This is a genomic window from Actinoallomurus rhizosphaericola (assembly GCF_024055675.1).
Lineage (GTDB): Bacteria > Actinomycetota > Actinomycetes > Streptosporangiales > Streptosporangiaceae > Actinoallomurus > Actinoallomurus soli.
In genome coordinates this window covers 69,807-93,149 of the sequence record NZ_JAMXMW010000003.1, presented here as the reverse complement: position 1 = coordinate 93,149, position 23,343 = coordinate 69,807, and the positions used below count along the sequence as shown (strand labels likewise).

Here is a 23,343-nt window from a genome sequence, read left to right as displayed (position 1 = left end):
CGCTGATCTCGGTGTAGCAACCTCCTCTCCGGCTTGGATTACTGTTCGGAGGGCGATCAGAGCGACCGGTGAGAAAACGGGGCGGCGGCTATGGGGTCCAGATCGAAGAAGGTGAAACGCCGGGCCGATAACCAGAAGCCGACGGCCGAAGATGAGGCCAAGCGGCCGAGTTTCGGCTATCGGGCGGGTGCGTGGGCCGCGGGGATCCTGGCAGTGGTGCTGGCGAGCGCGCTCGGCGGATGGCTGACGGACTGGGGTAAGTCGTTCGTCTCGAATCCCAACCGCGGGCCCGCCCTGTCCGCGATCGTCGACGTCGACAACTTCGCGGCGAGCGCTTATGTGCTGGCCGAGCCTGTGACATCGACGGCGGACCGGGTCACGCTGGAGAGCGGAACGGCCGGGGAGTCCGACATCATGGCGTTGATTCAGCGCCACGGCGGTGCCGCGGTGACCAAGATCGATGCCACGATCGTCTTGGAAGGGCGCAGGTCGAGCCTGCGGATCGTCGACATCAGGCCACGGCCGCGACCGGTGAAGAAAGTCCCTGCCGCAGCATTTCTCGCAATCACTCCGGGCGGATCGGAGCCGACCATTCCGGTGAGCGTCGATTTCGGCCACGGGGCTCCGGTCTTCATGGGAGGGTCGCGGCCCTACTTTCGTTATCACCAGATCGACCTCACGCGTGGTGAGCGCACGACTCTGGCCGTCACCTTCACGGCCACGGCCGGTTACCACGAGTTCGACCTGGTGGTCACCTACGTGACGGGCGGGAAGCAATTTCAGCAGACGATCCCCGGCCCCACGGCCGGCGTGTTCCGGCTCGCTGCGAGAAGCTCGGATTACCACACCTACGGAACGGTCTACGAGGGCTCCCTCGACGATAAGTTCACGGTCGCGGGCAGGCAAGAGCTGTGCAGCCAGCTCTTCCGCGCGTCCCGGGGGTGCTGAATGCGCCGAGCCATGGTGTGGGTCGCACTCTTCGCGGCTTTGATCGCGCTATGCGGATCGTCGGGGAGGCAACACCGGCCCGAGTCGCTGCCAGGTCGGCTCACCTCCGTCTGGTCGGCGGAGACCAGCGCCGACTTCGACAGCTCCGCGAAACTGATCGTGATCAAGGAAAGAGCGATCGTGGCCCCCGCCCCGGACGGTGCGCTGACAGTTCGCGACCCACGCTCCGGGCGGATCGAGCAGACCATCACCGCGGATCCAGGGTGGAATTTCGATGCGGTGGAGGTTCTCGACGATCGGCTCTACACCGCCGCCACGAGCGAACTCGGGCCCGGTGTGGACCGTTTCGCCGCCTATGATCTGCGGACCGGTCAGATCGTATGGAGTACCGACCTCCGCATCGGTGTCAGTCTCCAGCCAATGTTGGTCACATCTCGAGGGATCGTGGCGCAGGGCTACGAGGCGAGAGTGCTGTACGGGCTCAGGCTCACCGACGGGAAGATCGGTTGGCAGACCGAACTACCCGCCGCCTGCTCCGATGGTGCCGCCACCAGCACCCCCACCGCCGCGGTCTTCTTGTTCCACTGCGCCGGGACCGAGGCACGGTTGTTCTCCGTGGACCCGGCCGGCGGTCGCGTGTCCTGGCAGCGTCTCCTCGCCACCGACCCCGCCGGCGTCGACGGCATCGATCTTCTGGCGACCAGGAACGGCGACGTGCTCGCCCAGGCCGGAACGACGCTGCGTCTGTTCGCCCCAAACGGCCGTTTGATCTTCACCGCCCCTTCAGGCATGACCTGCGGTGGCGCTTGCGCGATCGGTGAGAACGGCTCCGACATCGCGATTTCTCTTCAGGACGGCGCCCACGCGCTTTCCCTTCTTGACATCGATGCCTCGACCGGACGACTCCGCTGGCAACGGAACGGCGACCTGATCACGTGGCACCACCCCGTTCTCCCCATCGGTTCGGGGGGAATCCTCTACGCGCCCGCCGGAAGCGCCGTCGTCAAGGACCGATCCCAGTTCCTGCCCTCGTTCATCGTCGCGCTACGGACCGACACCGGTCGCAGCACGGTATTCCCCCTGCCGACCACCGATTCCATCGCCATGGGAAACGCCGCCGGACTTGTGTTCTTCTGGTCGCCGGGGCCACGGAATCCCGTCATCACCGCGTACCGGGGCGACGGTGCCCCGATGGCCCAGACCGAGCTCGGGGGCGTGCGGGCCTCCGACTGGCCCGACGCCTGTACGCTCCTGACGCCCGCCGATCTACGGATCATCGCGCACGGTTACGTCTCGACGCCCCGAAAGGCGGCCCTCGCCGATGTCACGTGGCCGAAGCCCCTCACATGCGTGTACGTCGGGCCCGAGCGTAAGGATCCGGTCGTTACGCTCTCGATCGCATGGATCGCGGCGTCCCAGCAGCAGGCCGACATGTTGGTCGCCACCAAACTCGCGGCGTTCCACACTTACACTTACGGCGAAACGCAACGGATCGCCGGAGGCTATCTCGTACCCGACGACACTCTCGCAGGCCGGAGGGACAGGGCGATGATCGTCGGCGGGCGCGCCATCGTCTGGCTCACCGTGCCCGGCCATCCCGAGGACGCCCGAAGACTCGCCCCGATCGTCGCGGCACGCCTGAGTAACGCGTACGGCTGACGGCGAGATCCGGTCGTGACGGCCGATTATCCGGACTCATCGATCGTGGTGTTCGCGGTTCGTGTCGTCGACCATTCGACGTGCCTCGCCGGGGTATTTCTCGATCAGCACTTTGAGCCACGCCAGATCGGCGAGATAGGACACGCCGCCGTACGGTGACGAGCGCAATGCGGCGTAGAACCGGTCCACCGAACGCCTGAGTCGCGCGATGGCGTCCGGCGGGGGACGGCCGGCCATCATTCCGGCCTGACGACGTGGACGATCATCTCGACCGCCTTGTCGATCTCCTCGGCCGGGCAGATCGGGTCGCCCCACGACCACCACCAGTGCAGACGCTCGGATACGTCCGGCATGCATCGGATGATCTCGGCCAGCATTCCCGCTCCCGGGAATCCGACGCGAATCCGCGTCGGTGCTATCTCCTCGGCCGTGAGGCCGGCCTTGCCGCACGCCATGGAGAGACGCCGGCACAGCTCCTGGACCTCTTCCCGTCCATTTTCTTCCGCCATCATCGCCCTTTCGAGTTGCCGTGATCGGCCCCTCAATTCTGGCGTCACCGGTTTACTCTAGGGAAGCGTTCCGCCTGCCATTCCATGACCTGGAGTGAGTGTCATCATCGCTGGGGCCGCCTGAATTCCGACAAAGGAGATAACGCGAATGAATCAGTACTACAGCCCACAAGCCATATGGGGTCGCGAACTACGCCACTACCGCAAGGCGGCCGCCCTCACCCAGGCCCAGCTCGCGGAGAAGATCTACTGCTCGGAGTCGCTGATCAGCTCGATCGAGACCGGCCAGGCGCCCGCCACCCCCGAGTTCGCCGAAGCCGCCGACGAGGCCCTCACCACCGGCGGTGCGCTCCTCCGCATCCTCGACTGGCGCAAGGGCGCCCCGGCGTACCCCGCCTGGTTCGTCGACTGGATCCCCGTCGAGGACACGGCCGTCCGGCTCCGCGTCTTCGAGATCGACCTCATCCACGGTCTGCTCCAGACGCCGGACTACGCCCGCGCGCTCCTGGGCGGCGACGAGGCGGCCGTCGAGGCGCGCATGCTGCGCCAGAGCATCCTCACCCGAGAGGCCCCACCGCCACCGGCGCTGTACTGCGTCCTCGACGAGAGCGCACTCCGCCGGAACGTCGGAGGCGCCGAAGTGATGTACGAGCAACTCCAGCACCTCCTCACGCTGAGCGAGCGCGAGAACATCAGCATCCAGATCGTCCCCAGCGGCGCCCACCGCGGCGTACGCGGGCCGTTTGCCGTCGCGACCTCGGAGGACGGGAACGAGACCGTGCATGCCGAGAGCGCCTTGGGCGGCGCGGTCTCCACACGGCAGGAGGATCTCGCTACGGTGGTGTCGTCTTGGGAGTCGATCCGGACAGAAGCCCTGCCCGTGGACATGTCGAGAGACCTGATCCGCCGAATCGCAGAGGAGCTCTGGCGAACGTGAGCAACCTGGAATGGCGCAAGTCCCGCCGCAGTAACGACACCGGAGGAATGTGCGTCGAGGTGGCCGTCGCGGAGGAACGGCAGGCCTGAGCCTCGCCCGGGCCGGATAACGATGTGCGGATCGGGCGGCCGGTTGGCGGGCTGAGGTTAGAGGGCACCAGCACGACGCTCTCTGCGTCGGCCTTCGGCCCTGGCGGCCCGTTCGATGACCGTCGCGCCCTCTAGGAATGGTCGCCGGGATCGGGCAGCGCTCGGTCCCAGGCGTCCTCGAAGGCCGAGGCGTCGATCTCCATGGCGGCGTACTGCGGGTCGTAGAGGTCGATGGGCGGGTTGATCGGCCAGTTCGCGGAGTCGGTCCTGATGCCGGGGCCGTCGCCGGTGAGCTCCACCTGGCGGAGCCACCGCCCGTCGGGACCGAACTCCACCAGGTATCGACTGTCCTCCCCGTCCTCGCCCGGCATGTCGAGGTGGACGCGGTCCCGGCCGGCCAGGGCGCCGAACCCGGGCCGATGCCGGTGCCCGTCCCGCTTGTCGCGGAGTGCCGCTAGGGCGGGATCCGCCGACAGCGCGTCGATGTCGAGCTCGTCGAGGGACCACGTCTCGGCCCGCGCGACGGTCTCCGGGTCGGTGACCACCTCGACCTCGGCGCAGGTGTCGACGATCTGCTGGGCCGACGCGGCCCGGATCCACCACCAGAGCCCGCCCATTCCGTAGTCGTGGAGGACCAGGTGGCGGGACTTCGCCGGTTCAGGGGACTCGATCACATCGGCACATTATCGATCTTCGGCCCCGCCGAAAGGGCGGTCGGACCTCCCGTTTAGGCTCGCAGCTGAGTTCGCCCAGACACGGAGGGGTACCGGTCGAACATGGATCAGCGGCACAAGGGCGATGACATGCCCGTACGTCGGCACGTACCGTTGAGCGGACACCGCGCGTCCGCGTGATGCGGCCCGACGTGGACGACCGGCAGGAGGACGACGGCTCCGCCGCCAGGTCGGCGGCGCGATCCGGCGTCGACCAGCCGAACCTGATCCCCCCGGCCGATGTGCCGCGCCTGTCGGTGCGGATGTGGCTGCTGGTCGCCGCCGTCGGCGTGGTGACCGGGCTGGCCGGGGCGGCGCTCATGGAGGTGCTGCATCTCACCTCTCATCTGACCTACGGGTACCACTCGGGGCCGTTCCTGGCCGCGGTGGAGCGTTCCGATCCGGAACGCCGGGTCGTGGCGCTCGCCGTCGCCGGAGCGATCGCGGGGCTGGGCTGGTGGTGCCTGCGGCGGCGGTTCGGGTCCGGCGGTACGGAGGTCAGCGCCGCGTTGTGGCGGCGGGAGGGCCGGATGCCGCTCATCCCCACCCTGGCCACCGGGCTGCTGTCCATCGTGATCGTGGGGATGGGCGCCTCCCTGGGCCGGGAGGGCGCTCCGCGCCAGTGGGGAGCGGCGCTGGCCGGCCGGTTCTCGGACTGGGCCGGGATGACCAGCGCGCATCGCAGGCTCCTGGCGGCCTGCGGGGCCGGCGCGGGGATGGCCTGCGTCTACAACGTTCCGCTGGGCGGGGCGCTGCTGACGCTGGAGGTCATGCTGGGGACGTTCTCGCTGCGCCTGGTGCTGCCCGCGGTGGCGAGTTCGTGCATCGCGACCGCGGTCGCGTGGGTGGCGCTGCCGAACGCCCCGTCCTACCAGGTCGGCCAGCTCCACGGGAGCGCCTCGCTCATCGTGTTCGCGGTCCTGCTCGGGCCGATCGCGGGACTCGCCGCGACCGGCTACACCCGCCTGATCGCGATCGCGCACCGCAACCGGCCACAGGGCCGGGGCCTGCTCGTGGCACCCCTGCTGATCTTCACCGTCGTGGGCGTCCTCGCGATCCCCTATCCGCAGTTGCTGGGCAACGGCAAGGGGATCGTCCAGTTGACGATGGACGCGACCCTCGCCGCTCCGATGGCCGCCGCCCTGCTCGTCCTGAAGCCCCTGGCCACGACGGCCAGCCTGGGCAGCGGCGCGAGCGGCGGCCTGTTCACCCCGACCCTGGCGACCGGCGCCGTGCTCGGCACGCTGCTCGGCGACGGCTGGTCCCACCTGTGGCCGGCGTCCGCCATGGGCTACGCGCTCATCGGCGCGGCCGCCATGCTCGCCGCGGCCATGCAGGCGCCCATCGCCGCCGTCGTCCTCATCCTGGAACTGACCCGCAACATCGACGGCCTCATGGTCCCCCTGCTGTTCGCCGTGACCGGCGCCACCCTGATGTCCCGGTACCTGAACAGCCCGTCGATCTACTCCGTACGACTCCCCGCCCAGTGACGTCCCCTAGCGGCTCACCGGGCCGGCGACCTCGGGCTCACGGACCGCGGCGGCCGCCAGGCCGCCGGTCGGGCCCGCGAGGAGGATGACCAGGAAGGCGAGGACCCCGCCCGCGCCGGCCACCGCGAAGGCCGCGTGGACGCCGCCCGCGTCGCCCGCCAGGCCGGCGAGGGCGGCCCCCGCCGAACTGCCGACCGCGAACGCCGTCACCAGCCAGGCGAACGCCTCCGTCACGGTGCCGCGCGGCGCGAGGTCGTCGACCAGCGTGAAAACGCACGCCAGCACCGGCGCGAGGAACAGGCCACTGACCACCGCCAGCACCGGCATCACCGGGAACCCCGGCGCCCACGTCAGCGGGACGTAACCCGCCGCGAGGCACGCCATCAACAGCACCAGCCGCCGGTACGCCGGCCCGGTGCGGGGCCGCAGCCCGTACGTGATCCCGCCGATCAGCGCGCCCCCGGACATCAGCGCCAGCAGCAGCCCCGAGGCGTACGAGGTGTGGCGCGCGTCGGCGTACGCGACCACCGCGACGCTGAACACGCCGAGCGACACGCCCACGCAGCTCAGAGAGGCGATCAGGACGCGCATGCCGGGAGAGCGCAGCGGACCGGCCCAGTGCCCGCCGCCCGGCTCGCCGCGCCAGGCGCGCGAGGGCCGGGAGGTCGTGACCACGAGCGTTCCCGCGATGCCGAGGGCGCCGGTGAGGAGCAGCGCCGTCTCCGTCGAGACCACCGCGGCGGCGACCACGAGCAGGGGGCCGACCGTGAACAGCAGTTCCTGGGCGGCGGCGTCCAGGGCGTACGCGGCCTGGACCTCGGCGGGACCGTTCAGGACGGAGGGCCAGAGCGCGCGCAGGCCCGCCTCCAGGGGCGGCATCGCGAACCCGGCCAGGACGACCGCGGCGGTCGCGACCACCGGCGATCGCCCGCCGAACGCGGCGAGCAGCGCGAACCCGGCCGCGGACGCCGTCGCCGCCGCGGCCAGGATCCGGGTCTGGCCGTAACGATCCATCGCCCGCCCGAGCACCGGCTGGCCCGCCGCCACCGCGAGGCCGTTCACCGCCGACAGCACGCCGGAGAGGGTGTACCCGCCGCCGTGCGCGCGGACGAACAGCACGATCGCGAGCGCGGCCATGCCGTTCGGAAGCCGGCCGAGGAGCGTGCCGCCGAGCAGCCGGGCGGCGTACGGCTTGCGCAGAAAGTCGAGGTAGGCGCGCATCGGATCCTTGTCATACGTATTACGGAGGCTTCCGTCATACGTATCACTGATCGGTTCGCAGGTCTAATCTTTTTGCCGTGGACAAGAGACCGACCAGCAGAGACGTCGCCCGGGCCGCCGGGGTGTCCCAGTCGACGGTCTCGATCGTGCTGGCCGGGAAGGCCGAGGGCAGGGTCAAGCCCGAGACGCGGCAGGCGGTGCACGAGGCCGCGCGGCGCCTCGGCTACCGCCCCAACCTCGCCGCCCGTAACCTCCGGCTCGGCCGGACCCGCACGGTGCTGCTGGTCGTCCCGACGCTCACCGGTCCGGTCTTCGGCCCCATCTACGCGGGCGCCGCCGAGGTCGCCGCCGCCCGCGGCTTCGGCCTCATCGTCCATCCGTGGCCCGACGACGCCGGCCCGGCGCGCAGCCAGGTCGACACCCAGGCCATCGAGGGCGTCCTCGCCTCATCCATCGTCGGCGGCGTCACCGACTTCGGCGACCTGCCCGTCGTCCTGATGGACAGCGACCCGGCCGCTCCGGCGCCGACCATCAACTTCGACGTCGCCGGGGGGATGCGCGCCATCGCCGGTCACCTGGCCGCGCTCGGCCACCGCCGGATCGGTCACCTGGCCGCCGCCGTCGACGCCTGGACCTTCCGCGTACGCGGCGAGGCGCTCGCCGACGCGTTCCCCGGGTCCCTCATCCGCCGGGCCACCGCGATCGACGTCGCGGCCGCCCGGCAGGCCGCCCTCGAACTGCTGGCCCGGCCCGATCGCCCGTCGGCGCTCGTCTGTGACGACGACGTGATCGCCGCGGGCGCGTACAAGGCGGCCCGCGCGCTCGGCCTGGACATCCCCGGCGACCTGTCCGTCACCGGCTTCGACGACGTCCTGCTGGCCACCGCCCTCGAACCGGAGCTCACCACCGTCCGGCTGCCCGCCGAGCAACTGGGCGCGGCGGCCATGACCGCGCTCCTCGAACTCCTCGACGACCACCGCCCGTCCGGCGTCTCCCTGCCCGGCGAGCTCATCGCCCGCCGCTCCACCGCCCCGCCGGCGCGGCCCTAACGCGGCAGGTCGTCCAGGTCGATGTCGATCGGGAACGGCACGGGCACGCTCAACTTGCCGTGGTGGATGCCCGTCACGGCGTACGTCCTGGTCGCCGGGTCCAGCTCGTACACGTAGACGACCGGTCGACCGCCGTTGTCCTCGACGCGCCAGAAGTGCGCGATTCCGGCCTCGGCGTACCGCGCCGGCTTGAGCCTCCGGTCCCGCTCCTCCGACTCGGGCGACACCACCTCGACGACCAGATGCACCTCGTCGGGCGTGTAGAACGTCCGGTCCATGTCGTCCGCCGCCGCGGCGTCGATCATGAGCATGTCCGGGCAGAGCCTTGTACGGTGCCCGAGCTTGACGTCCATCCGCGTCACAGTCGTCAGATCGTCCGGAACCTGGGCTTCGACGACCCTGCTCAGCCCGTAGACCGTGCGCTCATGGAGGCGGCTCTGCGGCGCGGCGAAGACGAGAGCACCGTCGATCAGCTCGACCCGCGAGAAGGAATCCGACTCGCCGTGCGGGATCTCGGAAGGCAGGCGGTCCACGTCATCGGCGGTCCATCCCCGTGGGGGAGGAGCGGGCCGAGTACTCGAACGGGCTGGTCACTTCTGCATGGTAGATCCATCGAGGTCACGATCAGTGCTCGTTCGATGATGGAGAGTGTGCGGGCCCGCGTCCCGGTGGGACGCGGGCCCGCGCGGGACGGTTGCCGTCAGAGGTGGGTCAGGCGCCAGAGGCCGCGGCCGTGGGTGGCGACCAGGAGGGCGGAGCCCGACGGGTAGAGCGACAGGTCGGCGGCGACGGAATGCGGCAGGCCGCGGCCCAGCCGCGACCAGCGGGCCGGCGCCCGGGTGTCGGCGACGTAGACCAGATGGTCGGTGGCGAGGACCAGGTGCCCGTGCCACACGATCAGGTCGTCACCGGGCACGTCGGGCAGGTCGCCGCTGATGTCGGTCCAGGTGGCGCCGCCGTTCCTCGACTCGAAGACGTGGCCGACGCCCGCGTTCGGGATCCAGTGGCGCGAGTAGCCGCTGAAGACGACGTAGACGTGGGCCGGGTCGGCCGGGTCGGTGGTGATCGCCGCGACGTACCGGTTCGGCAGGTTCGGCGCGTTGATCGTGTGCCAGGTGCCGCCGTAGTTCGTGGCCAGGCCGCGGACGAACCCGGTGCCCTCGTCGTCGAGCGGGTTGCAGGGCCCGCACCAGCCCGCGTAGCTCACCCCGTGGTTCGTCTCCACGGCCGTGACCGAGCTGCCGTCGCCGGCGTCGAAGACAGGCTTCCAGTCACAGGTCGCTCCGGAGCAGGTCGTGTCGAAGCCCTTCGTCGACTCCCACACGTACCGGCCGCCGGTGATCCAGTGGTTCACGTCGGCCGCGTCGTGCTCGAACGGCGCGATGAACCGGGGGCTCGGGTCGCAGCCGGGGAGGTCCGGGTTCCACTCGCAGGCGGGGGAGATCAGCCGGAACGACGGCGTGGTGCCGTCCGAGCGCCCGCCGTTGGCGGTGACCGCGATCGAGGCGTCGGTGTACTCCACCGCGGCACGGTCGGAGTCGCCCGGGTCGACCAGCACGTCCCCGCCGTCACCGCCGAACGGGGACACCATCGTCGGGGAGCGGCCCGGCAGGAGGCTGGTGCCGTTGTCCTGCAGCCCGCCCCAGATCCCGGTGCCGCCCTGCGGGTCGCGGCCGGTCTCGGCGTAGTAGTACTGCAGGGTGTGGAGGTCGCGGTTCAGGTCACGCCATCCGGCGACGGTGCCCAGGGACGTCGGCCGCGACCACACGCCGCCGTCGTTGCCGACGTACAGCGTGCCGTCACCGCCGATGGCGATGCCGTGCTGGTCGGGGTGGGTCGTGAAGGGGCACTTGTCCGGCCCGCCGGGCGTGTAGCACTGCGGGACGAGGTTCCAGTACGGGGCGATGGCGTGCCAGGTCCGCCCGCCGTCGCGGGTCTCGAAGACCTCCTCCAGACCGAGGTAGACGTGGTTCGGGTCGGCGGGGTCCACCTTGATGTACTCGTCGTACCAGGTCTGGATGCCCGGCTCGTACGTCGAGGGGAAGCTCAGCGCGGACCCGGACTGGGCGAGCTTGGCGACGTCGGCGACCTGCGTCCAGGGGCCGTTCGGGTCGCCGTTCGCCGACTTGTACACGCCCTTCAGCGCGGTGCTCTGCGCGGGGGCGGGCGGTCCGTCGTTGGTGTACTCCGGTGACTGGATCACCGCGTACAGCGCGTCGCCCTTCGGCGTGTAGGACAGGCTGGTGCGGCCGATGTCGGAGTTGTCCAGGCCGGCGGGGGTGATCCGCGTGAAGCTGCCCGCAGCCCCACCCGCGTTCGACAGGTAGAAGCCGTTGTAGTCGGATCCGCCGCGCCAGCCGAGGACGGCGAGGACGCTCTGCCCGCCGCTGCCGGGCCGGATCGCCACATCGGTGATGAACGACGTCTGGTACGGCGAGTCGGTCGGGTTCGGGTCCGGTTTGAGAACCAGGCTCCAGGGCGTGCCGGCCGGATTCCGGCGGTCGCGGCGCCACAGGCCCCGGCTGGTCGCCGCGAAGACATAGCGGTCGCTCGCGGTGATGGAGAAGATCAGGCTGTTGCGCAGCTCGGCCCCGCCGACCGGACGGAACGTACGGCCGTGGTCGGTGGAGCGCCAGACGCCCTGACCCGCGTACGAGTCGGAGCTCGTGTTGGCCTCACCGGTGCCGACCCACAGCGAGTGGTCCGACGGGTCGACCCAGAGCGCGCCGATGGAGGACGTCACCTCGTGCTGGAAGGTCGGGCTCCAGTGCCGGCCGCCGTCACGGGAGGTCCACACGCCGCCGTCGGCGAACCCGGCGTACAGCCACCCGCCGTCGGTCGCGAGCGCGGTGTTCCGGCCGGACACCAGGCCCCAGCCCGCGCCGTAGTTCGACCAGACCGGGTCGGCGTAACCGGCGGCGTCGTTGTCGTACGGTCCCGTCGTCACCTGCGACCAGGCGCCACCGCGGACCGGCAGTCGGCCGGCCTGCGCGGCCGCCTCGCTCAGCGCGGCGCCGGGGACCTGAAGCCCGGGGGAGGTCCGGGCCTCCGACCACTGGGCGCTGCCCTCGAGCACCTCGCTGCCGGACTCGGCCTCCCGGTCCGTGGCGGCGGCGCGCTCGCGCGTCTTCTGCAGGCGGTGGTTGGCGTCGAACTGACGCCGCGCCGACGCGGGCGGGGTCGGCTTCGTCGACGGCGCGGCGAGCGCGGGAACCGCCCCGCCGACGAGCGCCGCGGCTGCGGCGAGGGAGATGAGCAGACGTCTTTGTCGCATCAGGGACCTTCCACGCAAGATCAGGGCCACGCGGAGCCTAGAACCGCGTTGATCTACGCGGAAGGCGTCGAAGCAGGCCACGATCGGCCAATCCGGGCAGCGACGCCGGGACGGCCGCCTCCTGCCCGACGGCGGACCGACGGCCGGCGCGGCGCCACGATCTCCCCGTCGGGCGAGAACGCCGGTCTCACGAACCGGCGGAGGTAGGCATGCCTAGTTCGCTGACTGCTGGTTGACCGGTATTTGACTGCCTCTTACCGTGATTCGTGTCGCGCTCCGTCGCCCCGACGGAATCGCCGCGTCCGGCGGCGCGAGATCACCTGTGCGAATTGCCCGCGTGACCGGGCCGGTCATTTCGCGGCCCGTTCCGGTCATCATCCGTTCGTGTGTGGTTCCGCCGATATAACAGGAGGAATTCGATAGTGTCTCTTCGTACCAAGGCCCTGCTGGGACTGACCGCCGCGGCGGTCGGCGCGTCCGCGCTGGTCCCGGCGGCGGCGCAGGCGGCCACTGGAAGATTCACGTTCTGCAACATCAGCTCGGCGCGGGAGACGGTCCAATTCCCGCAGCGTGGCTGGTTGTCATCGACCATCGTCGACCCGGGCGCTTGCTGGTCATACTCATTCAGCGGTATCGACTACGAGGAGGCCGTGGCCACGCGGGAGGTCAACGGGGCATGGCCGGCCGTCGACACCACCTGGTTCCACGACAGCGAGTTCATCACCTGGAGGGTGTGACCCTACGGACGTCGGGTGACGGTCCGGTCCGGCGGACCGGACCGTCTTCTCGTGCGGGCCGAGGCGGCCGGAGCTGCGGTTTCGGCCGACCTCGGTCTTCGGAGGGCCGGACCGAGGGTGCAGACTTGCGAACCATGAGTTACCTGGCCGCCGAGAACAGATATGACCAGATCCCCTACCGCCGGACGGGCCGCAGCGGGCTGAAGCTGCCCGCCGTCTCCCTGGGGCTGTGGCACAACTTCGGAGACGACAAGCCGCTGGAGACGCAGCGGGCGATCCTGCGCCGCGCGTTCGACCTGGGCGTGACCCACTTCGACCTGGCGAACAACTACGGCCCGCCGTACGGCTCGGCGGAGACCAACTTCGGCCGGATCTTCCGGGAGGACTTCCGGCCGTACCGCGATGAGCTCGTGCTGTCGACCAAGGCGGGCTACGACATGTGGCCCGGCCCGTACGGCGAGTGGGGCTCGCGGAAGTACCTGCTGGCCAGCCTCGACCAGTCGCTCGCCCGGATGGGCGTGGACTACGTCGACATCTTCTACAGCCACCGGTTCGACCCGGAGACGCCCCTCGAGGAGACGATGGGCGCGCTGGACCACGCCGTACGGTCGGGCAAGGCACTGTACGCCGGGATCTCGTCGTACTCGCCGGAGCGCACCGCCGAGGCCGCCGCGATCCTGCGTGAGATGGGCACCCCCCTGCTGATCCACCAGCCGTCGTACTCCATGCTGAACCGCTGGATCGAGGGCGGCCTGCTCGACACCCTCGAACAGGAGGGAGTCGGCTGCATCGCGTTCTCGCCGCTGGCGCAGGGCATGCTGACCGACAAGTACCTGAACGGCATCCCCGAGGGCTCGCGGGCCAGCCAGGACAAGTCGCTGTCTCCGGACCTGCTCACCGAGCAGACCCTCAAGCACGTCCGCACGCTGAACGAGATGGCCGAGGAGCGCGGCCAGACGCTGGCCCAGATGGCCATCGCCTGGACGCTGCGCGACCAGCGGGTCACGTCCGCCCTCATCGGGGCGAGCAGCGTGGCGCAGCTGGAGGACAGCCTCGGCGCGCTGAACCGGCTCGACTTCACCGACGAGGAGCTCGCCGCGATCGACCGCGACGCGGTCGAGGCCGGCATCAACCTCTGGGCCGCCTCCAGCGCCCACTGATCCTCACACGGCGATCAGCAGGGTGGCCGCGCCCGCGCCGATGAGCGCGGCCGCCCACAGCCGGTCGAGGTTGAACCAGGCGCGGCGCAGGATCGCCAGGCCGACGACCTCGTACACGATCACGGCGATCGTGCCGGCGACGACGAACATGGCGAGCGTGTGCACGCCCGTCACGAAGATCGCCGTCGTCACCGCGCTGCCCGCGCCCGACGCCATCCCGTGGGAGTGGCCGGGCACGGTCACCGCGCCGTGGGTCAGCACCGGCAGCAGCATGAGCCCGGCCCCGTGCGCCGACGACATCAGGAACGACCAGCAGGCGAGCTGCCACAGCGTCAGCCGCATGCCCACCCACCGGAAGTGCCGGCTCGACAGCAGCCGCCACAGCCCGAACCCCACCAGCACGGCCCCGCCGCCGATCGACACGATCCGGGAGGTCAGCACCGACCCGGTGAGCGTGACCACGGCCGCGACCAGGAACACCGACGCGGCGTGCCCGGCCGCGATCGCCGGCAGCGACTGCAGGACCAGCGCCCGGGACCGCTCCTGCAGGCCACGGGCCACGGCGAACAGCCAGCCCATGCCGGGATTCAGCCCGTGGAAGGCGCCGAGAGCGACCAGCGCCACGAGCGAACCGTCGTTCATCGTCATCAGGGATAGCAGTACGAGTCGGAGGACGCGTCGCCGCCCTGGAGGCGGGTCTGGTGCGGGCGCAGTCCGCGGAAGTCGTCGCCGTGTGGGAAGAACCGCTCGTCGACGGTGAAGTCGTCACCCGAGTCGATCTTCGCCGCCCAGGCGCCGACGCCGTCCGGGTAGAACTGGTCGTCCCAGGAGCCGTACAGGGAGTTCGTCACGTAGACGCGCCGGCCGTCGCGGCTGACCTCGACCATCTGCGGCCCGCCGGCGAGTGGCAGGTCTGGCGCCGCCGGGTGCGGCGTGCGGCGCGCGATCCCGCCGATCCGCACCGAACCGGCCTCGACCGGGTGGAAGGGGTCGGACACGTCGTAGCGCTTGAGCTCGCCGGTGCCCCAGCACGAGACGTACAGGTAACGGTCGTCCACCGACAGGTCGATGTCGGTGACGAGCGGCGGCACCGCGCCGAACGGCGCGATCACCGGCGGCAGGCCCTTCCCGTCCGCGGGTTCGGCCGGGATCGTGATGACCTTACGGGCCTTGAACTCGCCGTCCTCGCGGTACCACACCCACACGGAGGCGGACAGATCCTCGACGCTGACGACGACGCCGGCGAAGCCGTAGGTCTTCGTCGGGTCGTGCGCGGGGCGCAGCTCCAGGACCATCTGGTGCTCGTCGCCGAGGTCGACCATCTGGACGTGACGGCGCTTGCGCAGGTCCCAGAAGTGCAGGGCGTGGCCGTACTTGCGGCCGAGCAGCAGCTCGGCGTTCACCCCGTCCTCGATCATCGATGGCGTGCCCCACTCGGAGGTGACCATGACGTCCTGCGTGAGGTGCCACCAGAAGTCGTACGCGAGGTGCTGCGGCCCCCGGTCGGCCTCCCAGGCCCCCACGACCTCGAACGAGTCATGGTCGAGCACCGCGATGCCCCCGGGACCGTCCTGCCCACCGGCTCCGCCGAGCGCCGAGATGTACAGCCCGTCGGGTCCGCAGTGCACGGTGTGGGGCCGGGAGTACCCGGCGCGGCCGGCCAGTTCCTCCGGCTCGATCACTTTGACGATCGACGGTTTGAGGGGGTCGTCCCTGACGTCCAGGATGTGGATCCGGGAGGAGCGCAGGCCCGGTACGACGAGGTAGCGCCGCTCGACGTGGGGGTGCGGGGCGTTCGGGCACAGTGCGCTGCTGCAGGCGTTCCACCCGAAGTGGTGCAGCTCGTCACCGGTGTGCGGCAGGTCGGTCCAGCCGACCACGGAGCCGTACGAGGTGGAGTCCGGGTCGACGTCGACGACGGCGATCGCGTCGGGCCGCCGGGCCGACCGGTCGAACGCGGCGATGTACGCGAGCGTCTCGGGCGGGGCGCTCACCGCTTCTCGCGGGGACGGATAGAAGGTCGGGTCCGGTCTCCACAGAGCCATGGCAAACGCTCCTTCGGACGGTGGTGTCGTCACTCACCGTGCAGGCGCTCTTACGGATTCATCCTGTCCCAAGTTCCCTATTGAATCAATGGGGATTACGGCGGTACCCGAAACCGCCATTGGTCCTGGCTGCCGGACCGCCGGCCCGGCCGTGGCACCGGCGCGGCCGGAGCGACGCGTCCCGAGCACCGGGCCGGAGGGGACTCCAGAGGCGCTGGGGCACCCGGGTGACGAGACACCGCACTCGATGCTGGCAAAATCAGATCGTGTGACCGACCTCGTGCAGCTGCTCACCCCCGAGGGGGAGCGGATCGACCATCCCGGATATCCCTTCGAGATCAGCGCGGAGGAGGCCCGGGCCCTGTTCCGCGACATGACGCTCGTGCGACGGCTCGACCTCGAGGCGATGGCGTTGCAGCGGCAGGGCGAGCTGGGCCTGTGGGCGCCGCTCCTCGGGCAGGAGGCGGCGCAGATCGGCACCGCCCGCGCCCTGCGGCCGGAGGACTTCGTCTTCCCGAGCTATCGCGAGCACGGCTTCGCCTACTGCAGGGGGATCCCGCCGGCCAACCTCCTGGAGCTGTGGCGGTGCACCTCCTACAGCGGCTGGGACGCCGAGAAGTTCCGGATGGCCGGGTACACGCTGGTCATCGGCGCGCACACGCTCCAGGCCGTCGGCTACGCCATGGGCGTGCAGCGCGATGGGGCGGCGGAGGCGGTGCTGGCGTGCTTCGGTGACGGCGCGACCAGCCAGGGCGACGTGAACGAGGCGTTCGTGTGGGCGGCCGCGCAGAACGCGCCCGTCGTCTTCCTCTGCCAGAACAACCACTGGGCGATCTCCGCGCCGACGGAGACGCAGGCCCGGGTGCCCATCTACCGCCGGGCGGCGGGCTTCGGGTTCCCCGGCGTGCGGGTCGACGGCAACGACGTCTTCGCCTCCCTCGCCGTGGCCCGTACGGCGCTGGAGCGGGCGCGGGCCGGTGAGGGACCGACGCTCATCGAGGCCGACACCTACCGGATGAGCGCGCACACCAGCTCCGACGACCCGAAGCGCTACCGGGCCGACGCCGAGGTCGAGGAGTGGCGGCTGAAGGACCCGATCGAGCGGCTCCGCCTCTACCTGACCAAGAACGATCTGGCCGGCGAGGACTTCTTCACGGCACTCGACGCCGAGGCGGACGAGCTCGGGGCGCGGGTCCGCGCGGAGTGCCGGGCGCTGCCCGACCCGGATCCGCGCGAGATGTTCGATCACGTGTACGGCGACGCGCACGCGCAACTGGCCGAAGAGCGGGCGGCTTTCCTCGCCTACCTCGACACGTTCGCCGACTGACGGGAATGATGATGCCGAACGCCGCACGTGGCGGGCGCGCCGCCGGCCGGTCCACCGGTCCGGGGGAGGGGGATGCCGCCGCGCGCGGACCGTTCGTCTACGATTTTTTGCGTCTCGGCATCCGCGGTGGTGACCGTGCCGACGACGGCCCGCACCGCCGCCACTCCAAGGAGAAGCGTTGAGCAGCCCGAGTACCAAAGACAACCTCGATCTCGCCGAGCACGCGCGGGACCTGGCCGACCGCGCGCCGGCCGGATCGCTGGAGAAGGCCGCCGCCGGGTCCGTCGCCGTCACGTGCGCGACCACCCGTGACTTCGCGCAGGCGCGGACCGTCCTGGACGGCGTCGTCCCGGCCGACGTACGCCAGGCGGCGATCGCCCTGCTCGAACGGCTCGCCGCCGGCCAGGCCTGATCCTGGATCTTCGCGGTGAGCCCGGGGAGACCTCGCCCCGGGGCACCGCGGTGCAGTGCTGCCCGGCCGCCGTCTCCGGCCGGGACGGAACACAGCGTGCCATCTCGGTAGAATCCCGACTGTGGCCGACCCCAAGTTCGAGATACAGATGCTGCACGACCGCGTCATGGTGCGCCCCGAGAAGGAGTCGGGAGAGCGTCGCAGCAGCGGAGGCATCGTGATCCCGGCGACCGCCGAGCAGTCCAACAGGCTGGTGTGGGGCGAGGTCTGCGGGGTCGGTCACAACGTGCGCAGCGTCAAGGTCGGCGACATGGTGCTGTACCACGACGAGGACCAGTACCAGGTCGAGGTGCAGGGCGAGCAGTACCTCGTGATGCGCGAGCGCGACCTGCACGCCGTCGCCAACGAGCGCCCCGAGTACGGCACCGGCCTCTACCTCTGACCTTCGCCCGGCCCGTCATCCGGCGGCGCGCCCGGCCCGTCATCCGGCGGCGCCGGGGCCCGCGTCAGCGGGGCAGCGTGTAGGCCGACAGGCGGGTGTAGACGCCCGGATAGCCCGGGCGCGCGCAGCCGTACGCCCAGGAGGTCAGCCCGGCGAGCCGGCCCTGCAGGATGAGCGGGCCTCCGCTGTCGAACTGGCACGTGTCGGCCTGCGGCGAACCCGCGCACACCATGCCCTTGGCGTCGAAGGCGTGGCCGTACGCCGACGCGCACCGCGTGTCCGAGACGATCGGCACGGTCGCCTCGCGGAGCCGCGCGTTGAACAGGTCCCGCTCCGAGGTCGTGCCCCAGCCGAGCACACGGGCCTCGGCCCCCGGCGGATAGGCGCCGTACGAGCCGATCAGGGGAACGGGGAGGCGGTTCACGGGCCGGGTGAGCGTGAGGAGCGCGACGTCGTCGTGCTCGACCGTCTCGCCCTGGAACGACGTCTCGTGGAAGCCGGGGTTCACCCAGATCCTCTTGACCTGGACGCTCTCGCCGTCCTTCTTCGTCAGGTCGGCGCGGCCGAAGACGGCGCTGAGCAGACCCGGCACCTGGCGCAGGAAGTTGACGCAGTGCGCCGCCGTCACGACCTTGTCGGGCGCGACGAGAGCGCCGCCGCAGAACTGCCCGGACGGCCGGATCAGGAACGCCGGAGTGCCGATCGCCGCGAGCCACGGCGGCGGGGCGGCGGGCGATCCGCCGACGACGGCGTTCGCCGGGGGCGCCGTCAGGCCGGCGCACAGGGCCAGGGCCGACAACGCGACCGCCGCGGTGCGGCGCGGGAACAGGGGCATGGGGGGACACCTCCGTTCGGTCCGCCTGAAAACCTAACGGCACCGGGCCCGTCGCGCGAGGGGCTTCGGCGGGCCGGAGGGCGGCCGCGATCGGCGCATCACACCCGAAGCGGCGGGAATCCCGCGTGATCCGGGGCCGGCGGGTGACGGCCGCGGCCGGTTCAGTCGTATCGGCGGCCGGTGCGCGAGGAGAGGCGTCCCGCGAGATTTCGCGGAATCAGCTTGCCGAGCCCGACCAGGGCCTTGTACTGCGCGCCGGGCACGCTGACCGTGACACCCCGCCGGAGGTCGCGCAGCGCGTCCGCGACGACGCGGTCGGCGTCCAGCCAGAGGGGCTCCGGAATGCGCGAGACGTTCATCCTCGCCCGGTCGTGGAACTCGGTGTGCACGAAACCGGGGCACAGCGCCATGACATGGACGCCTGGGACGTCCGCGGCGACGCCCTGGCTGAACCCCACCACCCACGCCTTCGACGCCCCGTACGTGCCGCGCGAGAAGAACGCCGCCACCGAGGCGACGTTGATGACGCCGCCCCGGCCGCGCTCCCGCATGCCGGGCAGGGCCGCGTACGTCAGCCGCAGCACCGCCTCGCAGTGCACGCGCAGCATCGTCAGCTCGTCCTCGAGAGGCACCTCCAGGAAACGCCCCTTATGCCCGAACCCGGCGTTGTTGACGACGAGGTCGGCGTGGCGGGCGGCCTCCTCGCCCTTGGCGAGGCCCTCGTCGGTGGCCAGGTCGGCCACGACGACCTCGGCGTTGCCGCAGTCCTCGGCGGTGCGGGCCAGCCGCTCCCCGTCGCGGGCGAGCAGGATCAGATGGAAGCCGTCCGCGGCGAGCCGCCGGGCGAACGCCGCGCCGATTCCCGCGGTGGCGCCGGTGATGAGGGCAGTGGGCATGGCCTCAGGGTATCCGCCACCCGATCCACCGATCTTGCCGTCGGCGTCCCGCCGCGGGCGCACCGCCGTCGGCGTACCGCCGCGGGCGCCTCGAGGCGGGCGCGCCGGCGTGGGCGTCCCGCCGCGGGCGTACCGACGTGGGCGCCTCGAGGTGGGCGCCTCGAGGTGGGCGGCGCGGAGCACCGGGCGCCTCGTCGGGCCGCGTGGACCCGTCCGCCCGTGCGCGTGCGGTCGGCGCGCCGGTCAGGCGAGGCAGCGCAGGGCGTCGCGGAGGCCCGGGTCGAGCGGGTGGTTCCCGGGCAGGCGGCCCACGGTCGCATCGACGAACTCCGCCGGGGTGAGCCGGCCCAGCGCCTGCGGCGTCCGCACGACCAGGTCGCCGTCGTCGTCCTCGGCGGCCTCGACCGGGGAGCCCTTCTCCTCCAGCGCGAACCGGCCGACCACGACGCGCCAGGCCGTGCGCTCGCGGGCGTCGTCGACCGGAACGCCGACGTCGTCGCCGTGGGTGGCGTACTCGGAGGCGTAGTGGAACGCCTGGAGGCCGACGGGGTACGGTCCGGCCATCGTGGGCAGCCGCGCGTCGCGGCCGAGGTCGCGCATCCGCCGGCGGGTGTCGCCGTTCCGGGTGCGCCACTCGTCGAGCACCTCTTCCACGGGCATGCTCCGGCGGGTGCGCACACACCAGTCGTTGAAGCCCGCGAGGCCGGAGACGCCGTTCTTCTCCAAGCGGGTCCACAGGCCTTCGAGGTCGTCGTCGAGGCAGGCGTGGTTGTAGTCCTCCTCGCCGGCGAGATGGGCGAGGACGTCGCGGACCGTCCAGCCCTCGCAGCGGGACGGCCGCGCCCAGTCGTCGTCCTTCAGGCCGCTGAAGAAGCGGTCGAGGCGCTCGGCCTCGGCGTCGAAGATGGCGAACGGGTCGAGATCATCGAGTGCTGTCACGCTCGTCCTCCTGCCCCGAAGACACCGGTCCATTCCGGTACGGCATCCGCCCGACGCGGCGTCCCGGACGTACGCCGGCTCGGCGGCGCTGGTGGAGGCCGCCCCGGGGTACACCGGTTCGGCGCGGTGGTGGTGGCCGCCCCGGGAACCGCCGGCTCAGTGGCGGTAGTGGAAGCCGACGCCGTACCGAGCGAGCTTGGCGGACCTGCTGACCTTGACCGCGGTGAGGGTGAAGTGCCCGACCGTGACGGACTGCGGGGTCGCCGAGGCGGTGATCCTGCGGCTGGCGTGGCCGGAGACGTCGGTCAGGATGATCTTCACCTGCCCGGCGTGGACGGCCCCGGTCTGCACGCGAAGGCCGGCCGCGGTCCTCGTCGTACCGGCGGCCTGCCACCAGGCCACCGCCTTGCCGTGGCGCTTCGCGGGCGAGTGCGACGCGGTGGGCCGCGGGGACGGAGACCTCTTCCGGGCGGCGGCCTGTTCGCGCCGGGCGGCGCCGGCCGGGTCGCTGCAGCCCGCCAGCAGCCCGAGCGCGACGATCAAGGCCGGAAGGCGTACGCCTCCGCGCATTCTTCCTCCTCGTTGAGCGACGGTAGAACCTTAGTCGCTGGCGGGCGCCCCGGTGACCACGCCCGTTCCCCAGGGCGGTCCGACCGGCCCGAGGCCTTCTGGCGACCGTCGGGGCGCACGGCCTACAGTCGGCAGTGAAGGTGATCGACGCTTTTCCGAGACCCGGAGTGTGGAGATGCCCTACTACCGCGCCGTCGGGGAGATCCCCCGTAAACGGCACATCCAGTTCCGCAGACCGGACGGCGGGCTGTACGCCGAGGAACTGATGGGGGAGGAGGGGTTCTCATCCGACTCCTCGCTGCTCTATCACGTGAACCCGCCGACCGCGATCGTCAAGAGCGAGGGCGTGGACCTGCCCTCCCACGCCGCCGGCACGTCGCCCAACCACCCGCTCCTGCCGCGCCATTTCAAGATGCACGAGCTGACGGCCGGGGGAGACCCGGTGCTCGGACGGCGGCTGCTGCTGGCCAACGACGACGTCCGCATCTCGTACGTGGCCGCCGACACGGACGGCGACCTGTACCGCAACTCGGCCGGTGACGAGTGCGTGTACGTCGAGGCCGGCCGGGCGCGGCTCGAATCGACGTACGGGGCGCTGGACGTCGGCCCGGGCGACTATGTCGTGATCCCGACCGGGACCATCCACCGGTTCGTGCGCGCCGACCCCGCCGCGCCGCTGCGCCTCATCGTCTTCGAGGCGTCCGGGCACATCCGGCCGCCGAGGCGCTACCTGTCGCAGTACGGGCAGTTCCTGGAGCACGCGCCGTACAGCGAGCGCGATCTGCGCGGTCCGGCCGACCCGCTGGTCCTGGAGGGGGAGGACGTGCCGGTGCTCGTCCGCACCCGCGCGGGTCTGTCCCGGCTGACCTACCGGAACCATCCGCTGGACGTCGTCGGCTGGGACGGCTGCCTCTACCCGTTCGCCTTCAACATCGCCGACTTCGAGCCGATCGTGAAGCGCACCCACGCGCCGCCGCCGGTGCACCAGACGTTCGAGGGGCCGAACTTCGTCATCTGCTCCTTCTGCCCGCGGCCGCTCGACTTCGACGCGGCGGCGATCCCGATCCCGTACAACCACCACAACGTCGACTCCGACGAGGTGATGTTCTACGTCGGCGGGGATTACACGGCGCGCCGGGGGTCGGGAATCGACATCGGGTCGATAAGCCTGCATCCCTCCGGATTCACCCACGGCCCGGCGCCCGGCGCCGTGGAGGGCGTCATCGACGCCGTCGGGAAAGGCCACACGACGACCACGGAAACGGCCGTGATGATCGATACGTTCCGGCCGCTGAATATCGGCGGAGAGGCGTTCGCCGTCGAGGCGTCCGATTACGCCTGGACCTGGGCTCGCTGACCTTTCCGGCTCCGGGCGAAACGCCGGAGATGTCGAGGTGACCGTGGCTCGAATCGGCCATTGACGGCCTTCTCGGCATCTCCGGTCGGCGTCGCCAGTCTTACCTTTCCAACATCTCCCCAGGAATGCGACGCCTGCAAAAGTCGCAGGCGGTAATCGACGATGACCGAGTGTGAGCAAAGGTCGTCCGGGTAGTAGTGGCGATGGATCCGAAAGGCCGCCGATAAAGGTGGCTGAAAAGGTCCGGGCAACGCAGTTCCTGCTACCTCAAAACGGAGATCTGCATGCGAAAGATGTACGCGCTCGGAACGGGAACGATGGCTCTCGCCGCGGTCGTGGGGACCGGTCTCGCCGCCCACGCCGACAAGGGCGTGGCACCCGCACGGCCGGCCGCCCACAAGGCGGCGACCGACGGCTACCAGATCGTCAACCTGCCCAACGCGAACGTCCCCGGCTTCCAGCGGCGCACCGTCTACTGCCCGGCCGGCAAGCGCGCCATCGGCGGCGGCGGCGAGGCCCAGGGCAACGGGGCCATCCTCGTCGGCAGCTTCCCGACTCCCGACGGCCGCGGCTGGATCGCCCTGGGCCGGCAGATCGGCTACAGCACGGTCGGGATCAGCGTCTACGCGATCTGCGCGTACTGATCCGGACGCGGGCCGCCGCCCCGGGAGGGGACCGAGGGCCCGCGTGACCCGCACATTCGCGTGACCCCACGGCGCCGGCCGCCCGTTCCA

Annotated in this window: 26 protein-coding genes; 14 read left to right on the top strand and 12 right to left on the bottom strand. The window is 71.0% G+C overall.

The window, feature by feature from the left end:
- Positions 1 to 90: 90 nt before the first annotated feature.
- Both NE234_RS08125 and NE234_RS08120 read left to right on the top strand, forming a co-directional pair.
- Entirely contained in the window at positions 91 to 948 is an 858-nt protein-coding gene (locus NE234_RS08125; protein WP_252778260.1) for a hypothetical protein, read from the top strand.
- A 12-nt stretch (positions 949 to 960) separates the two neighbouring features.
- Positions 961 to 2,607, top strand: a complete 1,647-nt coding sequence (locus NE234_RS08120) for an outer membrane protein assembly factor BamB family protein (RefSeq protein ID WP_252778259.1) — start codon at positions 961 to 963, stop codon at positions 2,605 to 2,607.
- A 36-nt stretch (positions 2,608 to 2,643) separates the two neighbouring features.
- Here NE234_RS08120 and NE234_RS08115 read toward each other — a convergent pair whose 3' ends face one another.
- The gene (locus NE234_RS08115) at positions 2,644 to 2,796 is read right to left on the bottom strand and encodes a hypothetical protein (RefSeq protein ID WP_252778258.1); all 153 of its coding nucleotides are present in this window, start codon (positions 2,794 to 2,796) and stop codon (positions 2,644 to 2,646) included.
- Positions 2,797 to 2,843: 47 nt separating this feature from the next.
- Positions 2,844 to 3,164 (bottom strand): hypothetical protein, encoded by a 321-nt coding sequence (locus tag NE234_RS08110; RefSeq protein WP_252778257.1) that lies wholly within the window; start codon positions 3,162 to 3,164, stop codon positions 2,844 to 2,846.
- 100 nt (positions 3,165 to 3,264) lie between these two features.
- Between NE234_RS08110 and NE234_RS08105 the strand changes: the two genes are divergently transcribed.
- Together NE234_RS08105 and NE234_RS08100 are read left to right on the top strand one after the other, a co-directional pair.
- Positions 3,265 to 4,053, top strand: coding sequence for a DUF5753 domain-containing protein (locus NE234_RS08105; RefSeq protein WP_252778256.1), 789 nt, complete (start codon positions 3,265 to 3,267; stop codon positions 4,051 to 4,053).
- Positions 4,050 to 4,142, top strand: a complete 93-nt coding sequence (locus NE234_RS08100; RefSeq protein WP_252778255.1) for a DUF397 domain-containing protein — start codon at positions 4,050 to 4,052, stop codon at positions 4,140 to 4,142. Before NE234_RS08105 ends, NE234_RS08100 begins: the two co-directional genes overlap by 4 nt.
- Before the next feature lie 131 nt (positions 4,143 to 4,273).
- Here the strand turns inward: NE234_RS08100 and NE234_RS08095 are convergent, their stop codons facing one another.
- Complete coding sequence (locus NE234_RS08095; protein ID WP_252778254.1) at positions 4,274 to 4,816, bottom strand: hypothetical protein; 543 nt, start codon at positions 4,814 to 4,816, stop codon at positions 4,274 to 4,276.
- 179 nt (positions 4,817 to 4,995) lie between these two features.
- Here NE234_RS08095 and NE234_RS08090 point away from each other — a divergent pair, with 179 nt between their 5' ends.
- Positions 4,996 to 6,345 carry a chloride channel protein gene (locus tag NE234_RS08090; RefSeq protein WP_252778253.1) on the top strand — a complete coding sequence of 450 codons (1,350 nt, stop codon included), beginning with the start codon at positions 4,996 to 4,998 and terminating at the stop codon, positions 6,343 to 6,345.
- A 6-nt stretch (positions 6,346 to 6,351) separates the two neighbouring features.
- On the opposite strand, the gene NE234_RS08085 is transcribed toward NE234_RS08090, so the two are convergent.
- Positions 6,352 to 7,566 (bottom strand): MFS transporter, encoded by a 1,215-nt coding sequence (locus NE234_RS08085; RefSeq protein WP_252778252.1) that lies wholly within the window; start codon positions 7,564 to 7,566, stop codon positions 6,352 to 6,354.
- Positions 7,567 to 7,643: 77 nt separating this feature from the next.
- Here NE234_RS08085 and NE234_RS08080 point away from each other — a divergent pair, with 77 nt between their 5' ends.
- Positions 7,644 to 8,615, top strand: coding sequence for a LacI family DNA-binding transcriptional regulator (locus tag NE234_RS08080; RefSeq protein ID WP_252778251.1), 972 nt, complete (start codon positions 7,644 to 7,646; stop codon positions 8,613 to 8,615).
- On the opposite strand, the gene NE234_RS08075 is transcribed toward NE234_RS08080, so the two are convergent.
- A complete protein-coding gene (locus NE234_RS08075) occupies positions 8,612 to 9,148 on the bottom strand; it encodes a Uma2 family endonuclease (protein ID WP_252778250.1) in 537 nt (178 codons plus the stop codon). The genes NE234_RS08080 and NE234_RS08075 overlap by 4 nt on opposite strands.
- Before the next feature lie 167 nt (positions 9,149 to 9,315).
- On the bottom strand, positions 9,316 to 11,889 hold the full coding sequence (locus NE234_RS08070; RefSeq protein WP_252778249.1) for a beta propeller repeat protein: 2,574 nt from the start codon (positions 11,887 to 11,889) through the stop codon (positions 9,316 to 9,318).
- 422 nt (positions 11,890 to 12,311) lie between these two features.
- On the opposite strand from NE234_RS08070, the gene NE234_RS08065 reads away from it, so the two are divergent.
- Both NE234_RS08065 and mgrA read left to right on the top strand, forming a co-directional pair.
- Complete coding sequence (locus tag NE234_RS08065; RefSeq protein ID WP_252778248.1) at positions 12,312 to 12,626, top strand: hypothetical protein; 315 nt, start codon at positions 12,312 to 12,314, stop codon at positions 12,624 to 12,626.
- Between the two features lie 134 nt (positions 12,627 to 12,760).
- Positions 12,761 to 13,786, top strand: coding sequence for an L-glyceraldehyde 3-phosphate reductase (mgrA, locus tag NE234_RS08060; RefSeq protein ID WP_252778821.1), 1,026 nt, complete (start codon positions 12,761 to 12,763; stop codon positions 13,784 to 13,786).
- A 3-nt stretch (positions 13,787 to 13,789) separates the two neighbouring features.
- Here the strand turns inward: mgrA and NE234_RS08055 are convergent, their stop codons facing one another.
- Both NE234_RS08055 and NE234_RS08050 read right to left on the bottom strand, forming a co-directional pair.
- Positions 13,790 to 14,428 carry a hypothetical protein gene (locus tag NE234_RS08055; RefSeq protein WP_252778820.1) on the bottom strand — a complete coding sequence of 213 codons (639 nt, stop codon included), beginning with the start codon at positions 14,426 to 14,428 and terminating at the stop codon, positions 13,790 to 13,792.
- Between the two features lie 5 nt (positions 14,429 to 14,433).
- Entirely contained in the window at positions 14,434 to 15,831 is a 1,398-nt protein-coding gene (locus tag NE234_RS08050) for a selenium-binding family protein (RefSeq protein ID WP_252778247.1), read from the bottom strand.
- A 247-nt stretch (positions 15,832 to 16,078) separates the two neighbouring features.
- Between NE234_RS08050 and pdhA the strand changes: the two genes are divergently transcribed.
- The 4 genes from pdhA (at position 16,079) to NE234_RS08030 (ending at position 18,012) form a co-directional block, all read left to right on the top strand.
- Positions 16,079 to 17,158 (top strand): pyruvate dehydrogenase (acetyl-transferring) E1 component subunit alpha, encoded by a 1,080-nt coding sequence (gene pdhA, locus NE234_RS08045; RefSeq protein ID WP_406566958.1) that lies wholly within the window; start codon positions 16,079 to 16,081, stop codon positions 17,156 to 17,158.
- Positions 17,159 to 17,163: 5 nt separating this feature from the next.
- Positions 17,164 to 17,340 (top strand): hypothetical protein, encoded by a 177-nt coding sequence (locus NE234_RS08040; RefSeq protein ID WP_252778245.1) that lies wholly within the window; start codon positions 17,164 to 17,166, stop codon positions 17,338 to 17,340.
- Positions 17,337 to 17,570 (top strand): hypothetical protein, encoded by a 234-nt coding sequence (locus NE234_RS08035; protein WP_252778244.1) that lies wholly within the window; start codon positions 17,337 to 17,339, stop codon positions 17,568 to 17,570. The genes NE234_RS08040 and NE234_RS08035 overlap by 4 nt, the downstream gene beginning before the upstream one ends.
- A 121-nt stretch (positions 17,571 to 17,691) precedes the next feature.
- The gene (locus NE234_RS08030; protein ID WP_252778243.1) at positions 17,692 to 18,012 is read left to right on the top strand and encodes a GroES family chaperonin; all 321 of its coding nucleotides are present in this window, start codon (positions 17,692 to 17,694) and stop codon (positions 18,010 to 18,012) included.
- A gap of 64 nt (positions 18,013 to 18,076) precedes the next feature.
- Here NE234_RS08030 and NE234_RS08025 read toward each other — a convergent pair whose 3' ends face one another.
- From NE234_RS08025 to NE234_RS08010, 4 genes are all read right to left on the bottom strand, one after another.
- A complete protein-coding gene (locus tag NE234_RS08025) occupies positions 18,077 to 18,847 on the bottom strand; it encodes a serine protease (protein ID WP_252778242.1) in 771 nt (256 codons plus the stop codon).
- Positions 18,848 to 19,008: 161 nt separating this feature from the next.
- Positions 19,009 to 19,743: an SDR family NAD(P)-dependent oxidoreductase gene (locus tag NE234_RS08020; protein ID WP_252778241.1), complete on the bottom strand. Its 735-nt coding sequence runs from the start codon at positions 19,741 to 19,743 to the stop codon at positions 19,009 to 19,011.
- A gap of 243 nt (positions 19,744 to 19,986) precedes the next feature.
- On the bottom strand, positions 19,987 to 20,682 hold the full coding sequence (locus NE234_RS08015; protein ID WP_252778240.1) for a maleylpyruvate isomerase family mycothiol-dependent enzyme: 696 nt from the start codon (positions 20,680 to 20,682) through the stop codon (positions 19,987 to 19,989).
- Between the two features lie 156 nt (positions 20,683 to 20,838).
- The gene (locus NE234_RS08010) at positions 20,839 to 21,252 is read right to left on the bottom strand and encodes a hypothetical protein (protein ID WP_252778239.1); all 414 of its coding nucleotides are present in this window, start codon (positions 21,250 to 21,252) and stop codon (positions 20,839 to 20,841) included.
- Positions 21,253 to 21,427: 175 nt separating this feature from the next.
- Here NE234_RS08010 and NE234_RS08005 point away from each other — a divergent pair, with 175 nt between their 5' ends.
- Complete coding sequence (locus NE234_RS08005; protein WP_252778238.1) at positions 21,428 to 22,609, top strand: homogentisate 1,2-dioxygenase; 1,182 nt, start codon at positions 21,428 to 21,430, stop codon at positions 22,607 to 22,609.
- A 284-nt stretch (positions 22,610 to 22,893) separates the two neighbouring features.
- Positions 22,894 to 23,253, top strand: a complete 360-nt coding sequence (locus NE234_RS08000; protein WP_252778237.1) for a hypothetical protein — start codon at positions 22,894 to 22,896, stop codon at positions 23,251 to 23,253.
- Positions 23,254 to 23,343: the final 90 nt, after the last annotated feature.

Coding starts and splice junctions, on each gene's coding strand:
- NE234_RS08020 (WP_252778241.1), bottom strand. CDS start 19,743: ATGCCCACTGCCCTCATCACCGGCGCCACCGCGGGAATCGGCGCGGCG.
- NE234_RS08000 (WP_252778237.1), top strand. CDS start 22,894: ATGCGAAAGATGTACGCGCTCGGAACGGGAACGATGGCTCTCGCCGCG.
- NE234_RS08090 (WP_252778253.1), top strand. CDS start 4,996: ATGCGGCCCGACGTGGACGACCGGCAGGAGGACGACGGCTCCGCCGCC.
- NE234_RS08040 (WP_252778245.1), top strand. CDS start 17,164: ATGATGATGCCGAACGCCGCACGTGGCGGGCGCGCCGCCGGCCGGTCC.
- pdhA (WP_406566958.1), top strand. CDS start 16,079: ATGCTGGCAAAATCAGATCGTGTGACCGACCTCGTGCAGCTGCTCACC.
- NE234_RS08050 (WP_252778247.1), bottom strand. CDS start 15,831: ATGGCTCTGTGGAGACCGGACCCGACCTTCTATCCGTCCCCGCGAGAA.
- NE234_RS08070 (WP_252778249.1), bottom strand. CDS start 11,889: ATGCGACAAAGACGTCTGCTCATCTCCCTCGCCGCAGCCGCGGCGCTC.
- NE234_RS08055 (WP_252778820.1), bottom strand. CDS start 14,428: ATGAACGACGGTTCGCTCGTGGCGCTGGTCGCTCTCGGCGCCTTCCAC.
- NE234_RS08105 (WP_252778256.1), top strand. CDS start 3,265: ATGAATCAGTACTACAGCCCACAAGCCATATGGGGTCGCGAACTACGC.
- NE234_RS08120 (WP_252778259.1), top strand. CDS start 961: ATGGTGTGGGTCGCACTCTTCGCGGCTTTGATCGCGCTATGCGGATCG.
- NE234_RS08005 (WP_252778238.1), top strand. CDS start 21,428: ATGCCCTACTACCGCGCCGTCGGGGAGATCCCCCGTAAACGGCACATC.
- NE234_RS08010 (WP_252778239.1), bottom strand. CDS start 21,252: ATGCGCGGAGGCGTACGCCTTCCGGCCTTGATCGTCGCGCTCGGGCTG.
- NE234_RS08025 (WP_252778242.1), bottom strand. CDS start 18,847: ATGCCCCTGTTCCCGCGCCGCACCGCGGCGGTCGCGTTGTCGGCCCTG.
- NE234_RS08125 (WP_252778260.1), top strand. CDS start 91: ATGGGGTCCAGATCGAAGAAGGTGAAACGCCGGGCCGATAACCAGAAG.
- NE234_RS08085 (WP_252778252.1), bottom strand. CDS start 7,566: ATGCGCGCCTACCTCGACTTTCTGCGCAAGCCGTACGCCGCCCGGCTG.
- mgrA (WP_252778821.1), top strand. CDS start 12,761: ATGAGTTACCTGGCCGCCGAGAACAGATATGACCAGATCCCCTACCGC.